Annotated in this window: 15 protein-coding genes; 3 read left to right on the top strand and 12 right to left on the bottom strand. The window is 43.2% G+C overall.

The annotated features are described in order from the left end of the window. Positions 1-20 precede the first annotated feature (20 nt). A complete protein-coding gene (gene ffh, locus ACPW7J_RS05785; protein ID WP_424959480.1) occupies positions 21-1,361 on the bottom strand; it encodes a signal recognition particle protein in 1,341 nt (446 codons plus the stop codon). Between the two features lie 62 nt (positions 1,362-1,423). Next, on the bottom strand, positions 1,424-1,783 hold the full coding sequence (gene ylxM, locus ACPW7J_RS05780; protein WP_202623933.1) for a YlxM family DNA-binding protein: 360 nt from the start codon (positions 1,781-1,783) through the stop codon (positions 1,424-1,426). A 257-nt stretch (positions 1,784-2,040) separates the two neighbouring features. Here ylxM and ACPW7J_RS05775 point away from each other — a divergent pair, with 257 nt between their 5' ends. Further along, positions 2,041-4,449 (top strand): sugar-transfer associated ATP-grasp domain-containing protein, encoded by a 2,409-nt coding sequence (locus ACPW7J_RS05775; protein WP_161874467.1) that lies wholly within the window; start codon positions 2,041-2,043, stop codon positions 4,447-4,449. Between the two features lie 152 nt (positions 4,450-4,601). After that, positions 4,602-6,854, top strand: coding sequence for a peptidoglycan-binding protein (locus tag ACPW7J_RS05770; RefSeq protein WP_424959479.1), 2,253 nt, complete (start codon positions 4,602-4,604; stop codon positions 6,852-6,854). 58 nt (positions 6,855-6,912) lie between these two features. On the opposite strand, the gene sppA is transcribed toward ACPW7J_RS05770, so the two are convergent. Beyond that, a complete protein-coding gene (gene sppA, locus ACPW7J_RS05765) occupies positions 6,913-8,016 on the bottom strand; it encodes a signal peptide peptidase SppA (RefSeq protein ID WP_424959478.1) in 1,104 nt (367 codons plus the stop codon). A gap of 114 nt (positions 8,017-8,130) precedes the next feature. Between sppA and ACPW7J_RS05760 the strand changes: the two genes are divergently transcribed. Beyond that, positions 8,131-9,318 (top strand): NAD(P)/FAD-dependent oxidoreductase, encoded by a 1,188-nt coding sequence (locus tag ACPW7J_RS05760; protein WP_424959477.1) that lies wholly within the window; start codon positions 8,131-8,133, stop codon positions 9,316-9,318. A gap of 62 nt (positions 9,319-9,380) precedes the next feature. On the opposite strand, the gene thrS is transcribed toward ACPW7J_RS05760, so the two are convergent. The 9 genes from thrS to ACPW7J_RS05715 all read right to left on the bottom strand — a co-directional run bounded on the left by thrS (position 9,381) and on the right by ACPW7J_RS05715 (position 18,882). Then, positions 9,381-11,126 (bottom strand): threonine--tRNA ligase, encoded by a 1,746-nt coding sequence (gene thrS / locus ACPW7J_RS05755; protein ID WP_161874471.1) that lies wholly within the window; start codon positions 11,124-11,126, stop codon positions 9,381-9,383. 51 nt (positions 11,127-11,177) lie between these two features. Then, complete coding sequence (locus ACPW7J_RS05750) at positions 11,178-12,527, bottom strand: LCP family protein (protein ID WP_424959476.1); 1,350 nt, start codon at positions 12,525-12,527, stop codon at positions 11,178-11,180. Positions 12,528-12,547: 20 nt separating this feature from the next. Further along, positions 12,548-13,339, bottom strand: coding sequence for an ABC transporter ATP-binding protein (locus ACPW7J_RS05745; protein WP_425757175.1), 792 nt, complete (start codon positions 13,337-13,339; stop codon positions 12,548-12,550). Then, positions 13,339-14,145 (bottom strand): ABC transporter permease, encoded by an 807-nt coding sequence (locus ACPW7J_RS05740; RefSeq protein ID WP_161874474.1) that lies wholly within the window; start codon positions 14,143-14,145, stop codon positions 13,339-13,341. The genes ACPW7J_RS05745 and ACPW7J_RS05740 overlap by 1 nt, the downstream gene beginning before the upstream one ends. 29 nt (positions 14,146-14,174) lie before the next feature. Then, positions 14,175-14,753 (bottom strand): NTP transferase domain-containing protein, encoded by a 579-nt coding sequence (locus tag ACPW7J_RS05735; RefSeq protein ID WP_424959474.1) that lies wholly within the window; start codon positions 14,751-14,753, stop codon positions 14,175-14,177. A gap of 9 nt (positions 14,754-14,762) precedes the next feature. Beyond that, positions 14,763-15,815, bottom strand: a complete 1,053-nt coding sequence (locus ACPW7J_RS05730) for a sugar-transfer associated ATP-grasp domain-containing protein (protein ID WP_161874476.1) — start codon at positions 15,813-15,815, stop codon at positions 14,763-14,765. Between the two features lie 27 nt (positions 15,816-15,842). Then, a complete protein-coding gene (locus ACPW7J_RS05725; protein WP_425757172.1) occupies positions 15,843-16,952 on the bottom strand; it encodes a CDP-glycerol glycerophosphotransferase family protein in 1,110 nt (369 codons plus the stop codon). Positions 16,953-17,680: 728 nt separating this feature from the next. Beyond that, entirely contained in the window at positions 17,681-18,412 is a 732-nt protein-coding gene (locus tag ACPW7J_RS05720) for a hypothetical protein (RefSeq protein ID WP_425757171.1), read from the bottom strand. 272 nt (positions 18,413-18,684) lie between these two features. Beyond that, entirely contained in the window at positions 18,685-18,882 is a 198-nt protein-coding gene (locus ACPW7J_RS05715) for a hypothetical protein (RefSeq protein ID WP_425757169.1), read from the bottom strand. Positions 18,883-19,019: the final 137 nt, after the last annotated feature.

The raw sequence follows: 19,019 nt of genomic DNA, 5'->3' as shown, positions 1-19,019 counted from the left end.
AGCGCAGGTTCGTCTATCGATTAAAATAAGCCTCGAAACAGCTTGTTCCGTTTCATCGCCTTCGGATTAGAGAGCTGTTTCACCATCTTCTTCATCTCCTCATACTTGCGAATCAGATTGTTGATCTTGCTGACCGGCTGACCGCAGCCCGCCGCAATTCGTTTCCTCCGGCTTGCGTTGAGCAGATTCGGATTCTGTCTTTCTTCTCGCGTCATGGATTGAATAATGGCCTCCATCTGACGAAATTCTTTCTCACTTTCCTCCAAATCCACACCCTTCATCTGCGCCGCGCCCATGCCCGGCATCATCTCCAGAATCTTACCAATGCCGCCCATATTCTTCACCTGACTCATCTGATCCAGAAAATCTTCCAGCGTAAACTGATTCTTTTTCAGTTGTTCTTCCAGCTTTTCTGCCTTTGCCTCGTCAAAAGCCGCTTCAGCCTTCTCAATCAGAGACAGCATATCGCCCATTCCCAGAATACGGCTTGCCATACGTTCTGGATGGAACGGTTCTAAAGCATCAAACTTTTCACCTACACCCATGAACTTAATCGGTTTACCGGTAACCCTTTTCGCCGACAGGGCCGCTCCGCCGCGGGAATCGCCGTCCATCTTTGTCATAACAATTCCGTCGACACCCAGTCTGTCGTTAAAGCCTTCCGCCACATTGACGGCGTCCTGTCCTGTCAACGCATCTACGACTAAAAGAATTTCATGAGGCCGAACCTCTTTTTTGATGTCCACTAGCTCATCCATCAAGGCTTCATCGATCTGCAAACGTCCCGCCGTATCCACGATCAATACGTCAAAGCCTTTCTTTTCCGCTTCGTTGCGTGCTTCCCTGGCAATTTTCGCAGGCTCTCGACTATCTCGCATGGTAAAAACAGGCGTGTTAACAGATTTTCCTACGATCTCTAATTGGTCGATTGCCGCAGGCCTGTAAACGTCGCAAGCGCAGAGCATCGGCTTCTTCCCATGCTGCTTAAGATAATTCGCCAGCTTTCCGCAAGTCGTCGTTTTACCTGTTCCCTGTAAACCTACCATCATAATAGTAGTAAAGCCTGAAGGCGAATAAGTCAGCTTACTTCCGGTTCCCCCCATCAACTCTACCAGTTCCTGATTGACAATCTTGATGATCTGCTGAGCCGGAGTCAGACTTTCCAAAACCTCCGCCCCAAGACACTTTTCCTTGACATCGTTGACAAATCCCTTCACAACCTTGAAATTGACGTCAGCTTCCAGGAGAGCCAGCTTGACTTCTCTCATAGCTTCATTAATATCCGCCTCAGTGAGAACGCCTTTGCCCCTCAGCTTCTTAAACGCATTCTGTAATTTATCTGATAAGCTTTCAAATGCCATGTAACATACCTCTTTATTTTTTCCGGCAGAAGCCTCTCTGTAAATAGCTGTCCATACTTTGATCAGCCTTCTTCTAACCCGCTGATAACTGCCTTAATCTCCAAAAGCGCTTGTGTTAAAGCAGAATCGCCTTCATACCGTTCGCACAGATCATCCAGCATCCTGTCAATCCTGCGAAAAGCCTCACCGGATTCCATGAACCTCGCTACCAGTCCCAGCTTCGTCTCATACTCCGCCAGAGATTTCTCAGCGGATTTCAGAGAGTCGTGAACAGCTGCCCGGGAAATACCAAACTCCTCGGCGATTTCTGCCAAAGATAAGTTCTCCTCATGGTAGAGTTCCATCACCTGTTGTTTCCGCCTGGTCAAAAGCTGACCGTAAAAATCATACAAAAGACTGGCCTGCGTAATCTTATCTATCATTTGAATTCCTCTTCCTGAATTCCATTGCGGCTAAACGCCGCTTGTCAAGTCTCATTCCTTGACACCGTATTACTATAGCATATACGCTCAGACGTGTCAAGCATTTTTGCTTGACAAATCACAACAAGCTTGAATCCTTCCATTACAAAAGTCTGATACAGATGCAAACTTCCTGAAAACGGTTGATTTCCCTAATAAAACATTGTATAATTACTATGTTCGTCCAAGTGACGGAAACAAATCGCAGGAGGCGGAATATGAGTTTATTACGAAAGTTTCAAATTATGCATATGAGAATCAATGGCTTCTATGGTGGAAAAGCCAGATGGTGGCTCAATGCGAAACAATACGATGAAAAATACAATAAGAATTACACTAACGCGCAGAAAAAATGGGCATACAAACACGGTTTTCTGCCTGCTGTCGTAGAAAGATACGGAATCAATGACAGTAACTATCAGGACTTTATTTCTCTATATGACTACTGTCACATCTTCCCGGTAAACGACATCTTTCGTAAATGGATCAATGATAGAGTCACCACGAGAAATGTGTTAAAACCTTTCGCTCAATATCTTCCTAAGCAATACTTTCATCTATATATACGCGATTCCCAGGTGCAGATTATTAAGCTACTGGACTGTCCTGAAGAATATGAGGACAGCTTTGAGGGAATTTTTCAATTAGTTCGTGATCTGGGAAAAGTAGCTCTCGCTAAAACTCTGGGAACAAACTTTATCGTTATCTCCTATGAGGACGGGCAGTATGCCATCGATGGAGAAACCGTCACAGAAGAAGATCTTGCAAACAGAATTATTCCTGCGCTCGGAATTCTCATCGTTATGGAATATGTAGAAGCAGGCAAAATGATGAAGTCTATTGAACCCGACGATCATAACCTGTTGAAACTGATCGTATATAATAAGTATGCAGACAATCCAAAGATCGGACAAGCTTATCTCAGTATCAACGCTTCAAAGTCAAAAAATGCAGAATTCTTTTCTGAGGAAGGCCCTTCCTCCATGGGAAATGAAGAAGATCTTGACGCGAAAAACGACGAACAGACCAAAGATACAGAGATCGAACAGGACGACGATACCATCGGCAGAAACTTCATGGAAAACGAAGTAATTCTCCCTAGACGCGGCGCGCCTCAGAAAATTACGAGAAAGGTCTTTGTGCCAATCTGTCTGGAAGACGGAACTTTTGACGGAGGCAAACAGCTACAGGATAATCAAATCGTTGATTTACAGAATCATCCCGTAACCAACGCCCCTCTGAAGGGTCAGATTAAGAACTGGAAAGAAATTGTTAAGCTGATCGAAGAAATAGGAAAATTCATTCCGCAAATTGAATACATGGGTATCGACGCGATCCTAACAGACGACGGCATCAAACTGGTGGACTTCTCCGCGCATCCTAGTTATCCTCAGGCTGTGGGCTTCAACAAAGAAATGACGGATTATCTGAAGTTAAAGATCGATATCAAACAGAAGGAATCCTCAAAGTGGTCTACCAAGAAGAAAAATTTCAAGAAAAAATCCAACACCTTTATGTGGATCAGATTGACCAGATTCTTCTGTCCGCCGAAAATGCGGCCATTGATCTATAAATGGTGGTATATTACCGTAAAAGACGACCTGTTTTCAAAAAACGGCGTATCGCTGAAAGAAAAACGTTGGGCGTACAAGCACGGTTTTCTCTCCTATCGTTTAGAACAATACGGCATTACGAGAGACAATTACAAAGACTATATCTCTGACTATGACTACAGATATCTGCGTCACATCAATAATAAATACAGAGTTTGGCTGGAAGATAAAATCACAGTAAAATATATCTGCAGCGACTATAATCAGTTCTTCCCGGAATATTATTATCACGTTTCAGTTCGAAACGGAGAAAAGCGTATTATTCCGCTTATGGACTGTCCAAAGGAGCTGGGTACAGACTTTGACGATATCTTCCGCCTCGTTGAACGTGTTGGCGTACTAGCCTGCAAACCGCAAAGAGGTTCACAAGGAGAAGGCTTCTATAAGTTTTCCTTCCATGATGGAAAGTATTATCTGAATCACAAAGAGGCTTCCAAAGATGAAGTTCGCAGAATCCTTAATGATGACGAAAGTCAATATCTGATCACAGAATATATCCAGATGCATTCTTCCCTGAAGAAGATCTATGACGGCGCGGTCAATACTTTGCGTATTATCGTTTTCAAAAAGGATGGCAAAACGCCTGTTATCGGCAATGCTTACATGCGTTTCGGCTCATCAAAAACAGGCGCTGTAGACAACATGGGCGCTGGCGGCATGTTTGTTCAGGTAGATATTGATACAGGAAGATTCCATAACGGTAAAATCATTACGGAAAACAGCATTCTTCCTTGTTCTCACCATCCTGACACCGGCGAATTGATCGAGGGCATTCTTCCAAACTGGGACTTAGTAAAGCAAGGTGTCATCGATCTAAGCTATGCAATGCCTCAGCTGGAATATTTAGGATTTGACGTTGCGATTTCCGAAGACGGTATGAAGCTGCCAGAAATCAACAGAGCGCCTGGATATCCAAAAATTGAGAAGTTTACCTCATTGACTAACGATTACCTGTTGTATAAATTAGATCAGAAACGTAAAAAATATAACGTAACAAAATATACAAAAAAATAAACTTCTGCATTGTAACAAAAGCTGTTCATACAAAACACTTCACCTGAATGTTCAGTGTGAGGTGTTTTTGTACGGCGGAATAATTTCCTGCTGTATTGCCGCACAGCCTGCAAAGAATATCAATAAACAAATATACCAAGAAAGGCGAAAAAATGACTGCAAAAAGAAAGCAATTAAAAATCACTTCCATCCTGGTAACTCTTGCGCTGGTTTTATCCTGTCTGCCTTTTGACACTACTTTCGCTTCTGTCACAAAGGTGGATACGCCTGAAAACACATATGTATTCAGCTCTAACAGCACATCCGCCGGTGAATATTGTACCGGCGAGATCGATGGCGACAAGCTTAAAATCAAATACAAAACAATGATACCTTCCGTACAGTTTCGAGTTGCGCTGTACGGAGCGAATCCCAAAACAGAATTTATAGATCTTGGCATTTATGTGCCTGCTTCCTATACTGGCATATCATCTTTGGGCAACGCTACGTATGGTTTCGAGTACACCTTGGATTTTGCTATAAATACAATTCCTGACGGGGAATATTTTTTATACATCTCACAGCTGAAGGATTATGCCGATACCTATGAAACTACGCCGACAAAAGGCGCGTTGTATAAGAATTTACCGATCATAGTGAAGGACGGTATGCCAACAATCCCCCGCTATAACGATATCATCAGCGAAAACGACCGGGTACAGAAATATGACGGTTTATCTCCGGAAAACTATCTGGATAAGACTATGGAGGACGTTCGCTTTCTTTTCGTTGATCCCGGAACAAAAGTCAGAGAAAAGATGACGGACGATAAAGTAGCCTATATTAAACAGCTATCTGACAGAATTACTTTTAATGTATACAGCGACTATGATAAGCTGTTAAAAATCTACGAATACGTAGCAGGCAGCTTTTACTATGATACGGTCGCCTTTAGTACGCATTCCTACCAATATGCGAACCCTTACCGTAATCTATATAACCACGAAAATAAGATCGCAAGTCCTAACAGCGACAATACGGGTAGAGTCGCTACAACCTGTCAGGGTTTTTCCGGCATGTATCTGGCTTTAGCCAGAACGCAGAATATTCCCACCAGACTGGTTTTCGGACATCGCGCCACATCCCCGCAATATAACTGGAATACTGAGCCTAATCTTCCGGTAAGAGATCATTGGTGGGCAGAATCCTATGTAAACGGCAGGTGGATCTGCGTTGATCCAACCATCGGTACGAACAACCGTTGGAATAAGACGTCCAATACGTGGCAATATTACGGTGTGACCAACTATACATTTTTCGATCCAACAGCGGAACAGATCGCAGTATCACATTTGTATTTCAACGTATACCGCAACCTTTACGCCGGATCTGAAATCAAGAATACTGCTGAAATGACCAGACTGAAAAACTTTTTCGCCATTACCAGAAACGGTCTCAGCAATGGAAAGCGTTTAAATTCCAACTACAACGCTTCTGATACGAGAACGTGGGGGGACGGCGTACTCAACAATTTCTATGGAGACGGCAAAGGAAGAACCTCCAGAATTAAGTGGGTTAACGCTGGATTGTATGGAGACGCCGATTTTTCAAACTTCGGCAAGCTCAAATACTTCTATCTCAATGATAATCAACTGACTTCTGTAAATTTAAGCAACGATACCAGTCTTTTGAAGGTAGATGTAAAAAACAACAATCTCTCATTTATCAATTTAACCAACTGTAAAAAGCTGTCTTCCGTTCTTACAGCGGGGAATCAACTTAAAAAGGTAAAGATTTACGCCAACAAACGGAATACAACAATCACCTCTGGTGATAATGGATATATATATATCACCTATACCAAATCAAAGCGATACAAGCTCAGAACCTTCTTTGTGCCTGATATTGGTTACAAAGTCAAAGGATTCTATAATAAAAACGGGAAAAAACTGACCGCTTATAAGTCCTACTCTATGAACCCTACTTCCGGCTCTTATAACGTAGTCTTTTCCCTGGACCCGAACAGCTATAAGTATACGCTTCAGATCTGGCAGAATGCCGATACTTACAAGCCGTACAATCTGGCAGCGCAAAAACGCTTAAAAGAGCTTGGATATTACCAGACAGCAGAAAACGGTATCTTTGATGAGGCAATGAGATCCGCTGTAATCGCCTTCCAGGCTGATTATAATCTGGAGGCAAACGGCATAATAGACGAGCCTACGTGGGCTCTGCTCTTTACAGAAAATCCAAAGCCAATCCAACTGCCGGACGAAAAGCCTGAACCTGACGAAGGCATCACAGACAATACGCCGGATGTTCCGGACATGCCGTCCGATTCTTCGGCTTCAGATGTTATCGTATCTGACAGCAAATCAACCAGTGAGGAAGAACTTCCAACGCCTTCGCCTGATAATAAAGACTAACATCGAAAAAAGAATGTCATGACCAATCCGGTTCATGACATTCTTTTCATTCTCTTTACTATTTTCTGATCTGAGACATATATGTAATGGTGAAAGTACCATTCTCCCCCATTAGATCCATCAGCTGATCGTACTGCGATTTCGCGCTCTTATCCTCAGACCTTCCGGATAGGAAGGAAAGCAACGAAATCGAAGGCTGATACTGCAAAGTATGCACATCACAATCCTCTAACTCGAAATCCTTCTTCATAGCTGCAATCACGTCCTGCATCGTTCCGATTTCATCGATAAGTCCGTTCTTCTTTGCCTGCTTTGCGGTATAAATTCTGCCGTCGCCCAACTTCTTCGCCTTCGCAACGCTCATCTTTCGTCCTTCGGCCACTACGCCGATAAACTGTTCGTAGGCCTCGTCTACCAGGCTTTGATAGATTTCCTTTTGTTCACGGGTCAAAGGCTCCGTGTAACTGCCCATTCCTTTGTTCACGCCAGAATTGATAGTGACTGTCTTGACACCCATCTTCTCTAAAAAACCAGAAATATCATAAATCGTACCGATTGTGACGCCGATAGATCCCGTCCAGCAATTACGGTTCGCATAGATTCTGTCCGTGCCTGCGGAAATATAATATCCGCCGCTGGCCGCCATGGACTCCATATACGTATATACCGGCCGCCCAGTGCTTTCATACTCCTTAATCTTCAAGTATAATTCATCGATCGCGTATACCGCGCCACCTGGCGTATCTACCGAAAGAATCAACCCCTTATTGAAAGAATCCATCTCCATCTGATCGATACGTTCTAACAACCACTGCTGATTATACGTATCCGATCCATCTCCATCCGAGCTCATGGTTCCATGGATTTCCAGCACACCTATATAATCGCTGCTGTAATTGTAATCTTCATTGTCCGCGACGCCTAATGACGCCCGGATGAGACTGCTCGTACCTGCCTGACATCCAACACTGGCAATTACAATAATCAGAACAATCGCCAGAAAAATAATTACTCCCTTTTTCCATCCCTGCGGCCCTCTGGAGTTCTGTCTCGACCGTCCCGGCTCCTTCTTACGGTATATTTGTTCCGGATCATAGGTATAGACCTGTTGCTCCTTCTTTTTTTCTTCTTCATGCAAATGATTATTGGGATCGTAATTCATCGAAGTCCTCCTCTATATTTCACTACGAAGATTATATCATTTTTGCAGCAATTTGTAAATTGACGCAACTGTAAAGTCTATATTATAATAGAAGCTGATCATCAAGGAGGTAATATGACTTACGACTGTATCATCATCGGCGGCGGCGCCGCTGGTCTTTTCTGTGCCGCCGGCTTCGAAAAACAAGTCAACGGATTGATTCTTGAAAGGAGCAGCCAACCGGGCGTTAAACTGCTCATGAGCGGAAGCGGACAATGCAACGTTACGCACGGCGGTTCTATCAAAGACTTTGTTCCCCGCTACGGCAAAAATGGCCCTCGAATCAGATCCTGTCTTTATAAATATAATAACCTTCATCTGCAAAACTTTCTTCGTGAAAACGGTATTGCCTGTGTGCAGCGTGAAGACGGCAAAATTTTTCCGGCGTCTATGGACGCGCGGCAAATTCGCGATATGCTTGTCACGCGAGCAAAACAAAACGGTTTTACCTTAGAAACCCGCGCTGAAGTCGTCCAAGTCAGGCAAACTGCCGATAAACTCTGGCAGGTTACCTATAATCAAAAGGTATCCGTCTGCCGTTTTCTCATCGTCGCAAGCGGCGGCTGTTCCTACCCTTCTACCGGCTCGGACGGAAGCTTTTTTCAGATACTTAAGCGTGATCTGAACCTTCCGGTTACCAACCTTCAACCTGCTCTGACCCCTGTCAATGTGACGAAATATCCCTACAGCGCGCTTTCAGGCATCGGTCTGGAAAACGTACAGCTGACAGTATGGCGTCAACAGAGAAAAGCAGCTGAAAATACCGGCAGTCTCCTCTTTACCCATGAAAACTTTTCCGGCCCGTTGATTCTAAATACGTCAAAAGACATCCTGCGTAACGATGAAATTAAGTTGAATTATATTTATCCAATGTCGAAAACTGAAGCATTAGAGAACATCATCAACGTCATGCAAAACACTCGTATGCGGCTGCATAATTTGCTTCCCCCTATCTTCGGCTTGCCGAAAGCAATGATGCAGACCATTCTTTCTGAAACCGGAGACAAGCCTAAGGCCGTTGCTGCCAGATTGACAGAAGACAGCTTTACCGTAAAAAGCTTAGTAGGATTCTCTAAAGCCATGGTCACGTCCGGCGGAATAGATTTGTCGTCAATGGATCTGAAAACGATGGAATCACGTAAATACTCCGGCTTGTTTATCATTGGAGAAGTCCTGGACATCGATGGCGAAACCGGAGGCTACAATCTTCAGTTCGCCTATGCAAGCGCTAAGGCCGCATGCGCCGCCATCACCGGCCGGTAAACTAAGAAAAGCATGAGACGCTCTGCAGCCACATGCTTTTCTTTACACTTCTATTCTGTTTCTTACATCGCCTTCGTCTGTATTTCTTCTGTCAGCTTAGCAATAAACTCATCTACAGACATAGCGCCCATTTCTCCAACCTTTGTAGAACGAACAGCCAATGTGCCCGCCTCGACTTCTCTCTCTCCAATTACACAGATGTAAGATACTCTCTCGTTTCTGGCCTCTCTCAGCTTATAGCCGATCTTCTCGTTTCTTACATCCAATTCCACACGCAGACCCGCCGCCTCACATTTTGCGGCAACATCCTTCGCGTAATCTGAAAACGAATCAGCTACCGTCAGCAGCTTCACCTGTACCGGCGCCAGCCACAGAGGGAATTTGCCTGCAAAATGCTCAGTCAAAATGCCGATGAAACGTTCGATAGAGCCGAAAATAACACGGTGAATCATAATAGGTCTGTGCTTTTCATTGTCAGATCCCACATAAGTCAAATCAAATCTCTGTGGCATCTGCATATCCAGCTGAATCGTACCGCACTGCCATGTTCTTCCGATGGAATCTTCCAGATGGAAGTCCAGCTTTGGTCCATAGAAAGCGCCGTCGCCCTCGTTAACCACATACGGTACGCCGACTTCCTTCATAGCTTCGCGCAGCGCGTCTTCTGCCATTGCCCATTCCTCATCAGTTCCCATGGAATCTTCCGGTCTGGTGGAAAGCTCTATATGATACTTAAATCCGAACATGCTGTAAACATCATCGATAAACTTGGCAACGCCTACAATTTCATCCTTGATCTGTTCCGGCAGCATAAAGATATGCGCATCATCCTGTGTAAAGGTACGTACTCTCATCAGTCCATGAAGCGCGCCGGACAGTTCGTGCCTATGCACCTGACCTAACTCGCCCATTCTGATTGGGAAGTCTCTGTAAGACCACATTCTCCGTTTGTAACAAAGCATAGAACCTGGACAGTTCATCGGTTTGATAGCATAATCTCCGTCATCAATTTTCGTGAAATACATATTGTCCTTATAGTGATCCCAGTGCCCGGAAGTTCGCCACAGCTGTTCATTCAAAATCAGCGGCGTCTTAATTTCCTGATAGCCTCTCTTACGGTGCTCCTGACGCCAGAAGTTTTCCAACTCATTTCTGATAATCATGCCTTTTGGCATGAAGAACGGAAATCCCGGACCTTCTTCAAAGATAGCAAATAAGTCCATTTCCTTGCCGATTTTTCTATGATCTCTCTTTTTCGCTTCTTCCAGACGGTTGATATATTCGTCCAATTCCTCCTGAGATGGGAAACAAGTACCATAGATTCTTTGCAGCATCTTATTGTGCTCATCACCTCTCCAATACGCGCCAGCTACGCTCATCAGCTTCACTGCTTTAATCTGTCCGGTTGATTCCATATGCGGGCCGGCACAAAGATCGACAAAGTCTCCCTGCTTATAGAAAGAAATTACCGCGTCTTCCGGCAGATCGTTGATCAGTTCTACCTTATAGTCCTCATTTCTGTCAGCCATGTATTGAATCGCTTCTTCTCTTGGCAATTCAAAGCGTTCCAGCTTGTAGTTTGCCTGAATAACCTTTTTCATTTCCTTCTGAACCTTTAAAAGATCCTGATCAGACAGCTTGTGCTCCATATCGATGTCATAATAGAAACCATTATCTATAGCAGGACCGATAGCCAGCTTCGCGTCAGGCCACAAATTTTTCACCGCCTGCGCCATAACGTGAGAAGTCGTATGTCTATACCTTAATCTAACGTCTGCATCCTCAAAATTGATTTTTTCTTTCGCCATTTTTCTATCTCCTTATTTATTTTCATTATTATCTTCTATCTCATCAGCCGACTAAGCTTCTGTCGCGTCAGAACCCGGATTAGGCGCGGGATCTGGCGTTGGCTCCGGATCCGGCTTCGGTTCCGGATCTGGGGTCGGTTCTGGATCCGGCGTTGGTTCCGGATCTGGGGTCGGCTCTGGATCCGGCTTCGGTTTATTACTGCCTCCGTTTGGCTTATCTCCTGTGCCGTTTGGACCTGTATTCGAATCGTCGTTACCTCCGTTTGGCTGAGAGGCGTTTCCATCATCGCTGGTATCAATCGGCTGTTGATTGGTCACCGATCCATTAATGTTGCTGATAATTCCATCGCTGATCATGCGTACTGTTTCTGAAGGTTCATAATCCTTCTGACCAAACATCTTCTCATGAAGCTCCTTGGTATTAGCAGCCAGATCATCCGGAAATACGTATGAAACCTGACCGATGTAACCTCCGGTTATGTGATATGGCCAGCCTGCGCCGCTTTTGATATTGAAATCCACAAGACGCATAGCCAGTCCCATCATATCACTATTTGAAAGGTTGGTCTTTACCTGCGGAAGCATCATATCCAGCATGTCGTCTAACTGGCCGATGCTCATGGTTTTCAATTTATCAAATACCAGTGAAAGTACAGTTCTCATACGTTCTGTACGTTTGAAGTCATCTCCTACGCCCTTTCGTATTCTTCCATATGAAACTGCCTGAACGCCTTCCAGGGTCTGCTCTCCCGCTTTTTCGACCAGCTTATAGTTCTTTTTACCGATATTGTTAGCGGTTTGAATCGTATATTTATTTAGCTGCTGAATCTCAACATCCTGCACGTCCACGGTAATGCCGCCTACGGCGTCTACCAGATCGGCCACCGCCTTAAAGTTCACGACCACGAATTTGCTGATATTCATATCCATAGCCTGATTCAAAGAGGAAATCATCATCTGCGGTCCGCCGATTCTGTTGGCATCGGTAATCTTTCCGTAAGAATCCGTATCTCCCATCTTCAGATAAGTATCACGATATACGCTCATCAGCTTAACCTCACCAGTTTCTTCTTTAATGCTGAGAATCATAATCGCGTCGGCGCCTGCGCCTTCAATATTATCCATATCCCGGCTATCCACACCGAGAAGAAGGATATTAATATATCCGTCTACATCTACACAGGATAACTTCTTTTCATCCAATTCCACTCTGTGCATCAGGCCTAGCTTTGAAAAAGCGTAACCTGCAATGGTGATAGCAATAATCAGAACGATCAAAAGGGTGATCAAAACGCCCTTCTGCCAACCCTTCAGCTTCCCAAACCATCGTCCGATCTTCTTGAAAATATTACCTTCATACTTGTTGTTCTGTGCGAAAATGTCTTTTTGATTTCTTGCCATTTCTTACTCCTATTCCGGCTTTAACCTAAAACCTTCTTACTTCCCTTACGCTTTCGCGCTTCCTGCGCCTGCTCAAGAAGTTCTTCATAAAAGTCTATCGCATCCTGAATTTCTCCATCAAACAAGATCCTACCCTGCTTCAGCACAATTCCCCGTTTACAAAAACTCTTTGCCACCTTTGTGGAGTGGGTTACGAATAAAAAGGTGGACTCGCCGTCTCCGAGGATATCCTTTATTTTTCGGTTGCACTTCAACCTGAATTCTTTATCACCTACGCTCAATGCTTCATCAACGATTAAAATTTCCGGCTTTATGTTTGCATTGATAGCAAATCCCAGTCTGGCTTTCATCCCGCTGGAATAGGTCCTGACAGGCTGATCTATATAATCTCCTAAATCAGCAAATTCAATGATCTCCGGTTCCAATGCTTTTATTTCCGCATCCTCTATTCCCAGCAGCTGTCCCCGAAAAAAAATATTCTCTCTGCCGGTAAAATCAGGATCAAAGCCTGCTGTCAGTTCTAACAAGGCGCTCACTCTGCCGTCAACAACGATTTCTCCCTTCGTCGGATAAGTAACACCGGTAATCATCTTTAAAATAGTAGACTTTCCCGCGCCATTGCGTCCAAACAAAGCGACGCTCTCTCCCTTTTCAATGGTAAAGGAAACGTCGTCAATGGCTTTTTTAATCTTCGGTTTGATCCTTCTGGAAAAAATCGCTCTAAAACGCTGCTTGTCATTTTTGTATAGCTTATATTGTTTTGTTACATTTTTAAATTTTATCGTTGCTTTGCTCATGTAAACCCCTTCCATTACAATACATCCGGAATATCTTTGCGCAGCTTTCTGTATGCCCACAGCGCCAAAATACTCATAACTGCATAAACGATGACAAAGTTCATCATTTCCTGCGGCGTTTCCCAGAACCACTTTTTATAGACAAAGCAATTTCTGAATCCATTATCAATTAAAGTGATCGGATTGTAAAGCAAAACCTTTCTGAGCCAGCCGATCTTTATCGTATTAACATTGTACAAAATTCCGCTCATCCAGAACAGCGCCGTTGTAAGGGACTTGACCAGATTGAGGAAGTCTCTGCTCATCGCCGACAGCACGCCTGCAAAAAGCCCCCACGCGGTGAAGAAGATGAACATCAGCGCCATATAGAAAGGTAGCTGAAGATAATAGATGTCCGGCATATATCCAAATCCCATATATATTAAGATTACGATAATAATCAATCCAATATGAACCGCGAAAAACGACATGCTCACAAAGGTCGGTATTGTAGATATGGGAAACTTAATCTTTGTGATCAGATGGGTGTGACGCCTGAGACAGGCTGACCCGCCGGAAATCATGTCCCTCATATAAAACCATGGAATCATTCCTGCAATCAGCCATAAAAAGAAGGGATAACCTTCTACAGGCTTTCCACTCCTGAGACCGATAGAAAACGCGAACCAAAATACGAAGATTTGAATCGCCGGCCGTATAATAGCCCACGACCAGCCGAGAGCCGCTCCCTTATAAGTCTTTATAATTTCCGTTTTGGCAAGCTTGAACAATTGCTTCCTATAGTCGTAGTGATCTTTTATTATCTCTTTTATCGTATTCACAAATTAACCTCTCATCAATTGGTTATAACTTACCTCTTCAAATCCTCCGGCGAATTGAAATCTCTCGTATCATCCGTCAAAAAAACGTATTTCTCTGTCATCGTTTTTTCTCCGAACGGCAGACCTGTAAAGGACTGATACACCTGCCATCCGATGCACTTGTCAATTCTTCCTGCAAGAAACAGTTCCCGCACCCGATTGACGTGCTGTGAAAAGATCGCCGCATCGGCCACCTTGACCGCGACAATAGACCGCTCGTTGCCAAAAAAGAGCAAATCCTCCGCATCGGTTTCCACAATGGTCTTCGCGGAAATTTCCGAGTAGTACGTATCTCCGTACAGAAAACATACATTATTTTCAATCAGTTCCGCCGTAAAGCGATCAATCTCCAGTACGTTGTTTTTCGGCTCGTAGCGCAACGCGCCGTCAACCTCATATCTTGGGTCATGAGATGTGATGATGACCTGACAGGATGGATCGTACTGCCGAAGCAATCTCACGGTTCTCTCCAGCAGGGTCTCCCCGTTCACCTTTATAAAATGCTTAGGAATACCCTGATGAAGATTCCATCTGGTTCCCTTTCCGTCAGCCATGATAATATATTTCATGCCGTTCTCCTATTTTTTAATCGCTTTGTGATAGCGGTAAAAATCTCCCAGTTCATCATTTCTCTGACCGCCCCAAAGCTGGATAATATTCACGCCGGAAGAAGTATTTGCTTCGATGATACAAATTTCACCATCCTCAGTAATTAGTATATCCCAGGCAATGAAGTGCATATACGGCATCTTGTTGGCAAGAGCCAGCATTTCTTTCTTGATTCTATCCCAGCCCGGAATCTGTACGCCTTCAATGGGCGCCTTTGAGTCCGGATGCACCTTGTACACATTCTTATTGTGCAGACATCTGGCTTCTGTCAGAATACCCGTCTCCAGATCAATCTTCGCCACAAGTCCGCCCCGACTCCCGTTATCTACCGGAATAGTAGCGGAGGTACCGATTCTCTGCACCGCGAAAAATACCTTGAACTGATGGGTATGGATATCCCGCAGCGTAATAAAACGAATAGTATTGACCGTCTTATCATAAATATCGTCGGAATACTGATGCTGTTTCATAGATTCACAGATAAACCAGTCGTCTCTGCCCTTCAGGAACTTTATAAACGCTTCTTCTGCATATATCTCTTTATCCACAAAGATTTTTCCGTCTTCATAAATCAATATATTGACGCCGTTGCCCTTGCCCGCGCCATAAGGCTTGATGAACAGCTTTCCTTTTTCCTTCAGCAGGTCTATGGCTGTCTCATACTCCATATGTTCGCTGTCAAAGCTGGTCAGAAATCCTTTGTTCTTAATCATGTAGCTTTCCGGCACACGGACATACTGCTTCAGAATCTCCGCCGCGGCAATCTTGTTATTTAAAAGAAAATCAAAAGGCTCGTTGATATACCGGGAGCGATACCAGTCGAACTCCGACAGATATTCTCCTTTATCGTTGTGATCCAAATCATAGAGAATCCACTGATCCGCCAGAAAACCTCCGCAGACATTGGCTCTGATCTTCTTGAAAAAAGAACATTTGAAGTGGTTCTTCACAAAGAGAATCCTTCTAAAATACAGAATAAACAATTTCAGTCTTTTGATCCACTTTTTTGCAAGTTTAAACATACTGTGCTATCTCTTTCTATTTCTAATCTATTGTAATTGATCAACCACCAGCTGAGCCAGCTTTTCCGTAGACGTGCCCAGCTCCTTTGGCAGATACTTTTTTCTGTAATCCGCCAGCGCTTTCTCATTGTACGCGCCGCTCATAAGCTGTTCCATCAGCGGTACTGCATCGGAAAACGCGCAGCCCGGCATGGAATCAAACGGGTTGACATTGATGCCGTTCTTCTCTGTATATTCTTTGTAATCGTACAAATAATAGTACGTCTTTTTGTTCAAAATCGCGGCTTCTATGGCGATCGCCGAATAGTCGGTAATCAGGTATTCACACACCGAAAGCAGTTCCACAGACTGAAACTCGGGGCACAGCAGCACCCCTTTGTGCTCACAGGTGATTTTTTGATTGGGATGACCTTTGATGACCAGAATAAATCGGTCAAAATCAATGACATCCAGAAGCGATTCCCATTTCAGATCAATCCCCCGGCGAAAAGTCGGCGCATACAGAATAACCTGTTTGCCTGCCATTTCGGGATAAGCCGTCAGCACTTTCTCTCTATTGGCGTCTGCAGTTTCCAAAAGATAATCAATTCTCGGAAGTCCGATATTGACAAGCTTATCCTCAGTCGTATGGAAAGACGCGCAGTAATATGGATTCCATGCGCTGCCGCCCGCGATGATATAATCGTAGTTCTCATGCATATTGAGAAGCCTTGCAGTCCTGCCGCTTCTGCCCGATTCTTTGTCCAAAGTCTGATAGCCCGATTTCTTAATCTTTCCCAGCGCATGCCACATCTGAATCACAGTCAGCGACTTCTTATGACGCAGTATAGAGACCGCCGGCCAGTACGCGTCCAGTACGCAGACCCTGCTGGTCGCAAGATAGTACATACTGCGCAGCGTATCGATCCCAAATCCTATGATGCCGCTTTTGCTGTCATCCAGTCGGTTGCAAATGCTCACGATACGAATCTCCGGCATTTTTTCTGTCAATCTGTCTTTTAACATGGAAAAATCCAGGCTCAGCACATCAGCCTGCCTGCTCAAAAACAACGCTTGATTCTGTTTGACCGGAAAGCACTTGAGCACGCCGTATATCACGCTCAGAAACACTTTGCCGATTTTTATAATTAAAGTCATAGTTTCACCTGCTTATGTTCCGTAATATTTTACCACATCTGACCCTCTTTGTAAATAATCGCAGATGGATTCAACATGGTAAACGGGTGAAAAAGTCGTGAAGAATGGATTCTCTTAGCAAACCAGAGACAAAGAAGCTCCTCTCTGAAGGGTCTGTGCGCATAGAAAAAAGCCTGCATTCAAAATTAGAATGCAGGCATCGTCTGTACTAAATTTCAGATATTTCACTTGTCGACTTGATAAGGAGCATATCATTTCGCAATAATGTATTTCATTTTATCGGTTCAAAACTGTTACGGCTGCGGTCTGCTCAGTCTCATCTACTGAAATTTTGAAAGTACCTTCGTAATCCATCTCCAGAATAGAAGACTGCTCTGGTACTGTACTTGGATTGCTTTCCAACGCTTTCTGATTGAATGTAACCGTTATTTCATGATACGTATGCTCTAAAACCTTGTAAAGGGCAGAATCATAAACTACTGGAATATTTTCTGCCTTTAATTAAGTAAGCACGCCATCTGTTGCTGTCCCCCAAACGGTCTAAGATGTTGCAGCAGTATTTCTTTCTTCAAAGCTAACAGTTTCTTTTCTGTTTGTCAATCTTTTTATTCAAAGTAATTCAACATATTATATTACATCATTACTAAAAATAACACTACATCTTGATTAATAAAATTTACGATATTTAAATAAGCAGTTCATAAATTTTTCTCTTTAAACTATCCTTCTCATTTCAATATTCGTCTGATATTCTTTACAATAGCTGTAACAATGTTCCCGCCTGCCGGAATTAAAAATGCCTCCAGCAAATCTAAAATCAAACTTTGACTGATATCGGCTCCGGCATCCTTTAATTGATCGCCTATAGATTTGGATTCAAAAAAATCCATATCCAAATTCTTCTCTTTCATTTTCTTTTTCAGGTCTTTTTTAATTGCATTCCTGTCTTTGTCTTCCACGATCTCCATTAATAAATCCAGGAAATACTCCGGTCTGATTTGCAATAAACTTTGACTTAACTGGGTTTCCACGTATCCGCCCGATGCCTCCACCGCATTTTTAATTTCTAGATAAAGATTTCTGTCAGGAATATTTATCTTAATCTTTCCGTTTTCATAACGCGCATTACTGCTGATTCTTTCAAAGGATTTTCTCCAATCAAAATACTGATAAGGATACTTCAACTGCTTTCTAACTTTCAAATTGCTTATTTTACTTTGCGTAATACCTAAACACTTTGATAATGCATAATCACTGTAAACCCGCATATCGTTTTCATCTTTCTCTAAAATTCTTTCCAAATAAATTGAAAACAATAACGTCTCAAAATCTACTTTCTGCATTTCTCCAAAATTACAGAAATAGTATGCTGCAGCAATCTTATCAAACGCCTTCGCCTTTTCCTCAATTGAAAAAAGTTCCTCATATTTTTCTTTTGCTTTTTCTAAGGTGTTTTCCATAACAAATCTCTCCATTTCAATTATCCCTCATACTCACGTTAATATTTTACTATCTGAGGAAATGCAATCTTAACTCGTGTTTCACAATATATATTGTATATAATATGAATATATCATTATGATTTTATAATAGCACCACATTATTAACTCGTCAACAAATTTTAAAATGATCCATACAAAATATCTATTTTAAAAGAGCTATAATCAAAGGGAGACTGCCTATACCACTATTTTTATATTAGTCGTAAAGACAGTCTCCCTATCCAATTCTTTTATCCTGCGACCGGGAACCCATTATCCATATTGTTGCTTACTTCCAGCAGTCCTCCTGCTAAGGCGTTCACGAACGCCTCATTACCCTTCAAATCTTCTATTTTCCACCCTTTTTCTGTGTACTTCTTGCTACTGCACACAGCCAGCAACACTATCATCAAAGAAGCAGACAGAATTATGCCTACAAATTTTCTCATACAGTTCTATTCACTTTTTCAAACTGTCAATATCAAGGCTGTAACCTACTGCTTCTCCTATATCCGTAGCTTTATACATCTCGAAGGATTTCTATGCTTTTTAATTCCCGTTGCCTTTGTCATCTTCCTGGAATAGC

The sequence above is a fragment of the Ihubacter sp. rT4E-8 genome, assembly GCF_049852125.1.
Classification (GTDB): domain Bacteria; phylum Bacillota; class Clostridia; order Peptostreptococcales; family Anaerovoracaceae; genus Senimuribacter.
The sequence above is the reverse complement of the archived record's forward strand: the minus strand, read 5'-3'. Positions and strand labels throughout refer to the sequence as shown.

Coding starts and splice junctions, on each gene's coding strand:
- ACPW7J_RS05770 (WP_424959479.1), top strand. CDS start 4,602: ATGACTGCAAAAAGAAAGCAATTAAAAATCACTTCCATCCTGGTAACT.
- ACPW7J_RS05745 (WP_425757175.1), bottom strand. CDS start 13,339: ATGGAAGGGGTTTACATGAGCAAAGCAACGATAAAATTTAAAAATGTA.
- ACPW7J_RS05775 (WP_161874467.1), top strand. CDS start 2,041: ATGAGTTTATTACGAAAGTTTCAAATTATGCATATGAGAATCAATGGC.
- thrS (WP_161874471.1), bottom strand. CDS start 11,126: ATGGCGAAAGAAAAAATCAATTTTGAGGATGCAGACGTTAGATTAAGG.
- ACPW7J_RS05715 (WP_425757169.1), bottom strand. CDS start 18,882: ATGAGAAAATTTGTAGGCATAATTCTGTCTGCTTCTTTGATGATAGTG.
- ffh (WP_424959480.1), bottom strand. CDS start 1,361: ATGGCATTTGAAAGCTTATCAGATAAATTACAGAATGCGTTTAAGAAG.
- ACPW7J_RS05720 (WP_425757171.1), bottom strand. CDS start 18,412: ATGGAAAACACCTTAGAAAAAGCAAAAGAAAAATATGAGGAACTTTTT.
- ACPW7J_RS05735 (WP_424959474.1), bottom strand. CDS start 14,753: ATGAAATATATTATCATGGCTGACGGAAAGGGAACCAGATGGAATCTT.
- ACPW7J_RS05750 (WP_424959476.1), bottom strand. CDS start 12,527: ATGGCAAGAAATCAAAAAGACATTTTCGCACAGAACAACAAGTATGAA.
- ACPW7J_RS05725 (WP_425757172.1), bottom strand. CDS start 16,952: ATGACTTTAATTATAAAAATCGGCAAAGTGTTTCTGAGCGTGATATAC.
- ylxM (WP_202623933.1), bottom strand. CDS start 1,783: ATGATAGATAAGATTACGCAGGCCAGTCTTTTGTATGATTTTTACGGT.
- ACPW7J_RS05760 (WP_424959477.1), top strand. CDS start 8,131: ATGACTTACGACTGTATCATCATCGGCGGCGGCGCCGCTGGTCTTTTC.
- sppA (WP_424959478.1), bottom strand. CDS start 8,016: ATGAATTACGATCCCAATAATCATTTGCATGAAGAAGAAAAAAAGAAG.
- ACPW7J_RS05730 (WP_161874476.1), bottom strand. CDS start 15,815: ATGTTTAAACTTGCAAAAAAGTGGATCAAAAGACTGAAATTGTTTATT.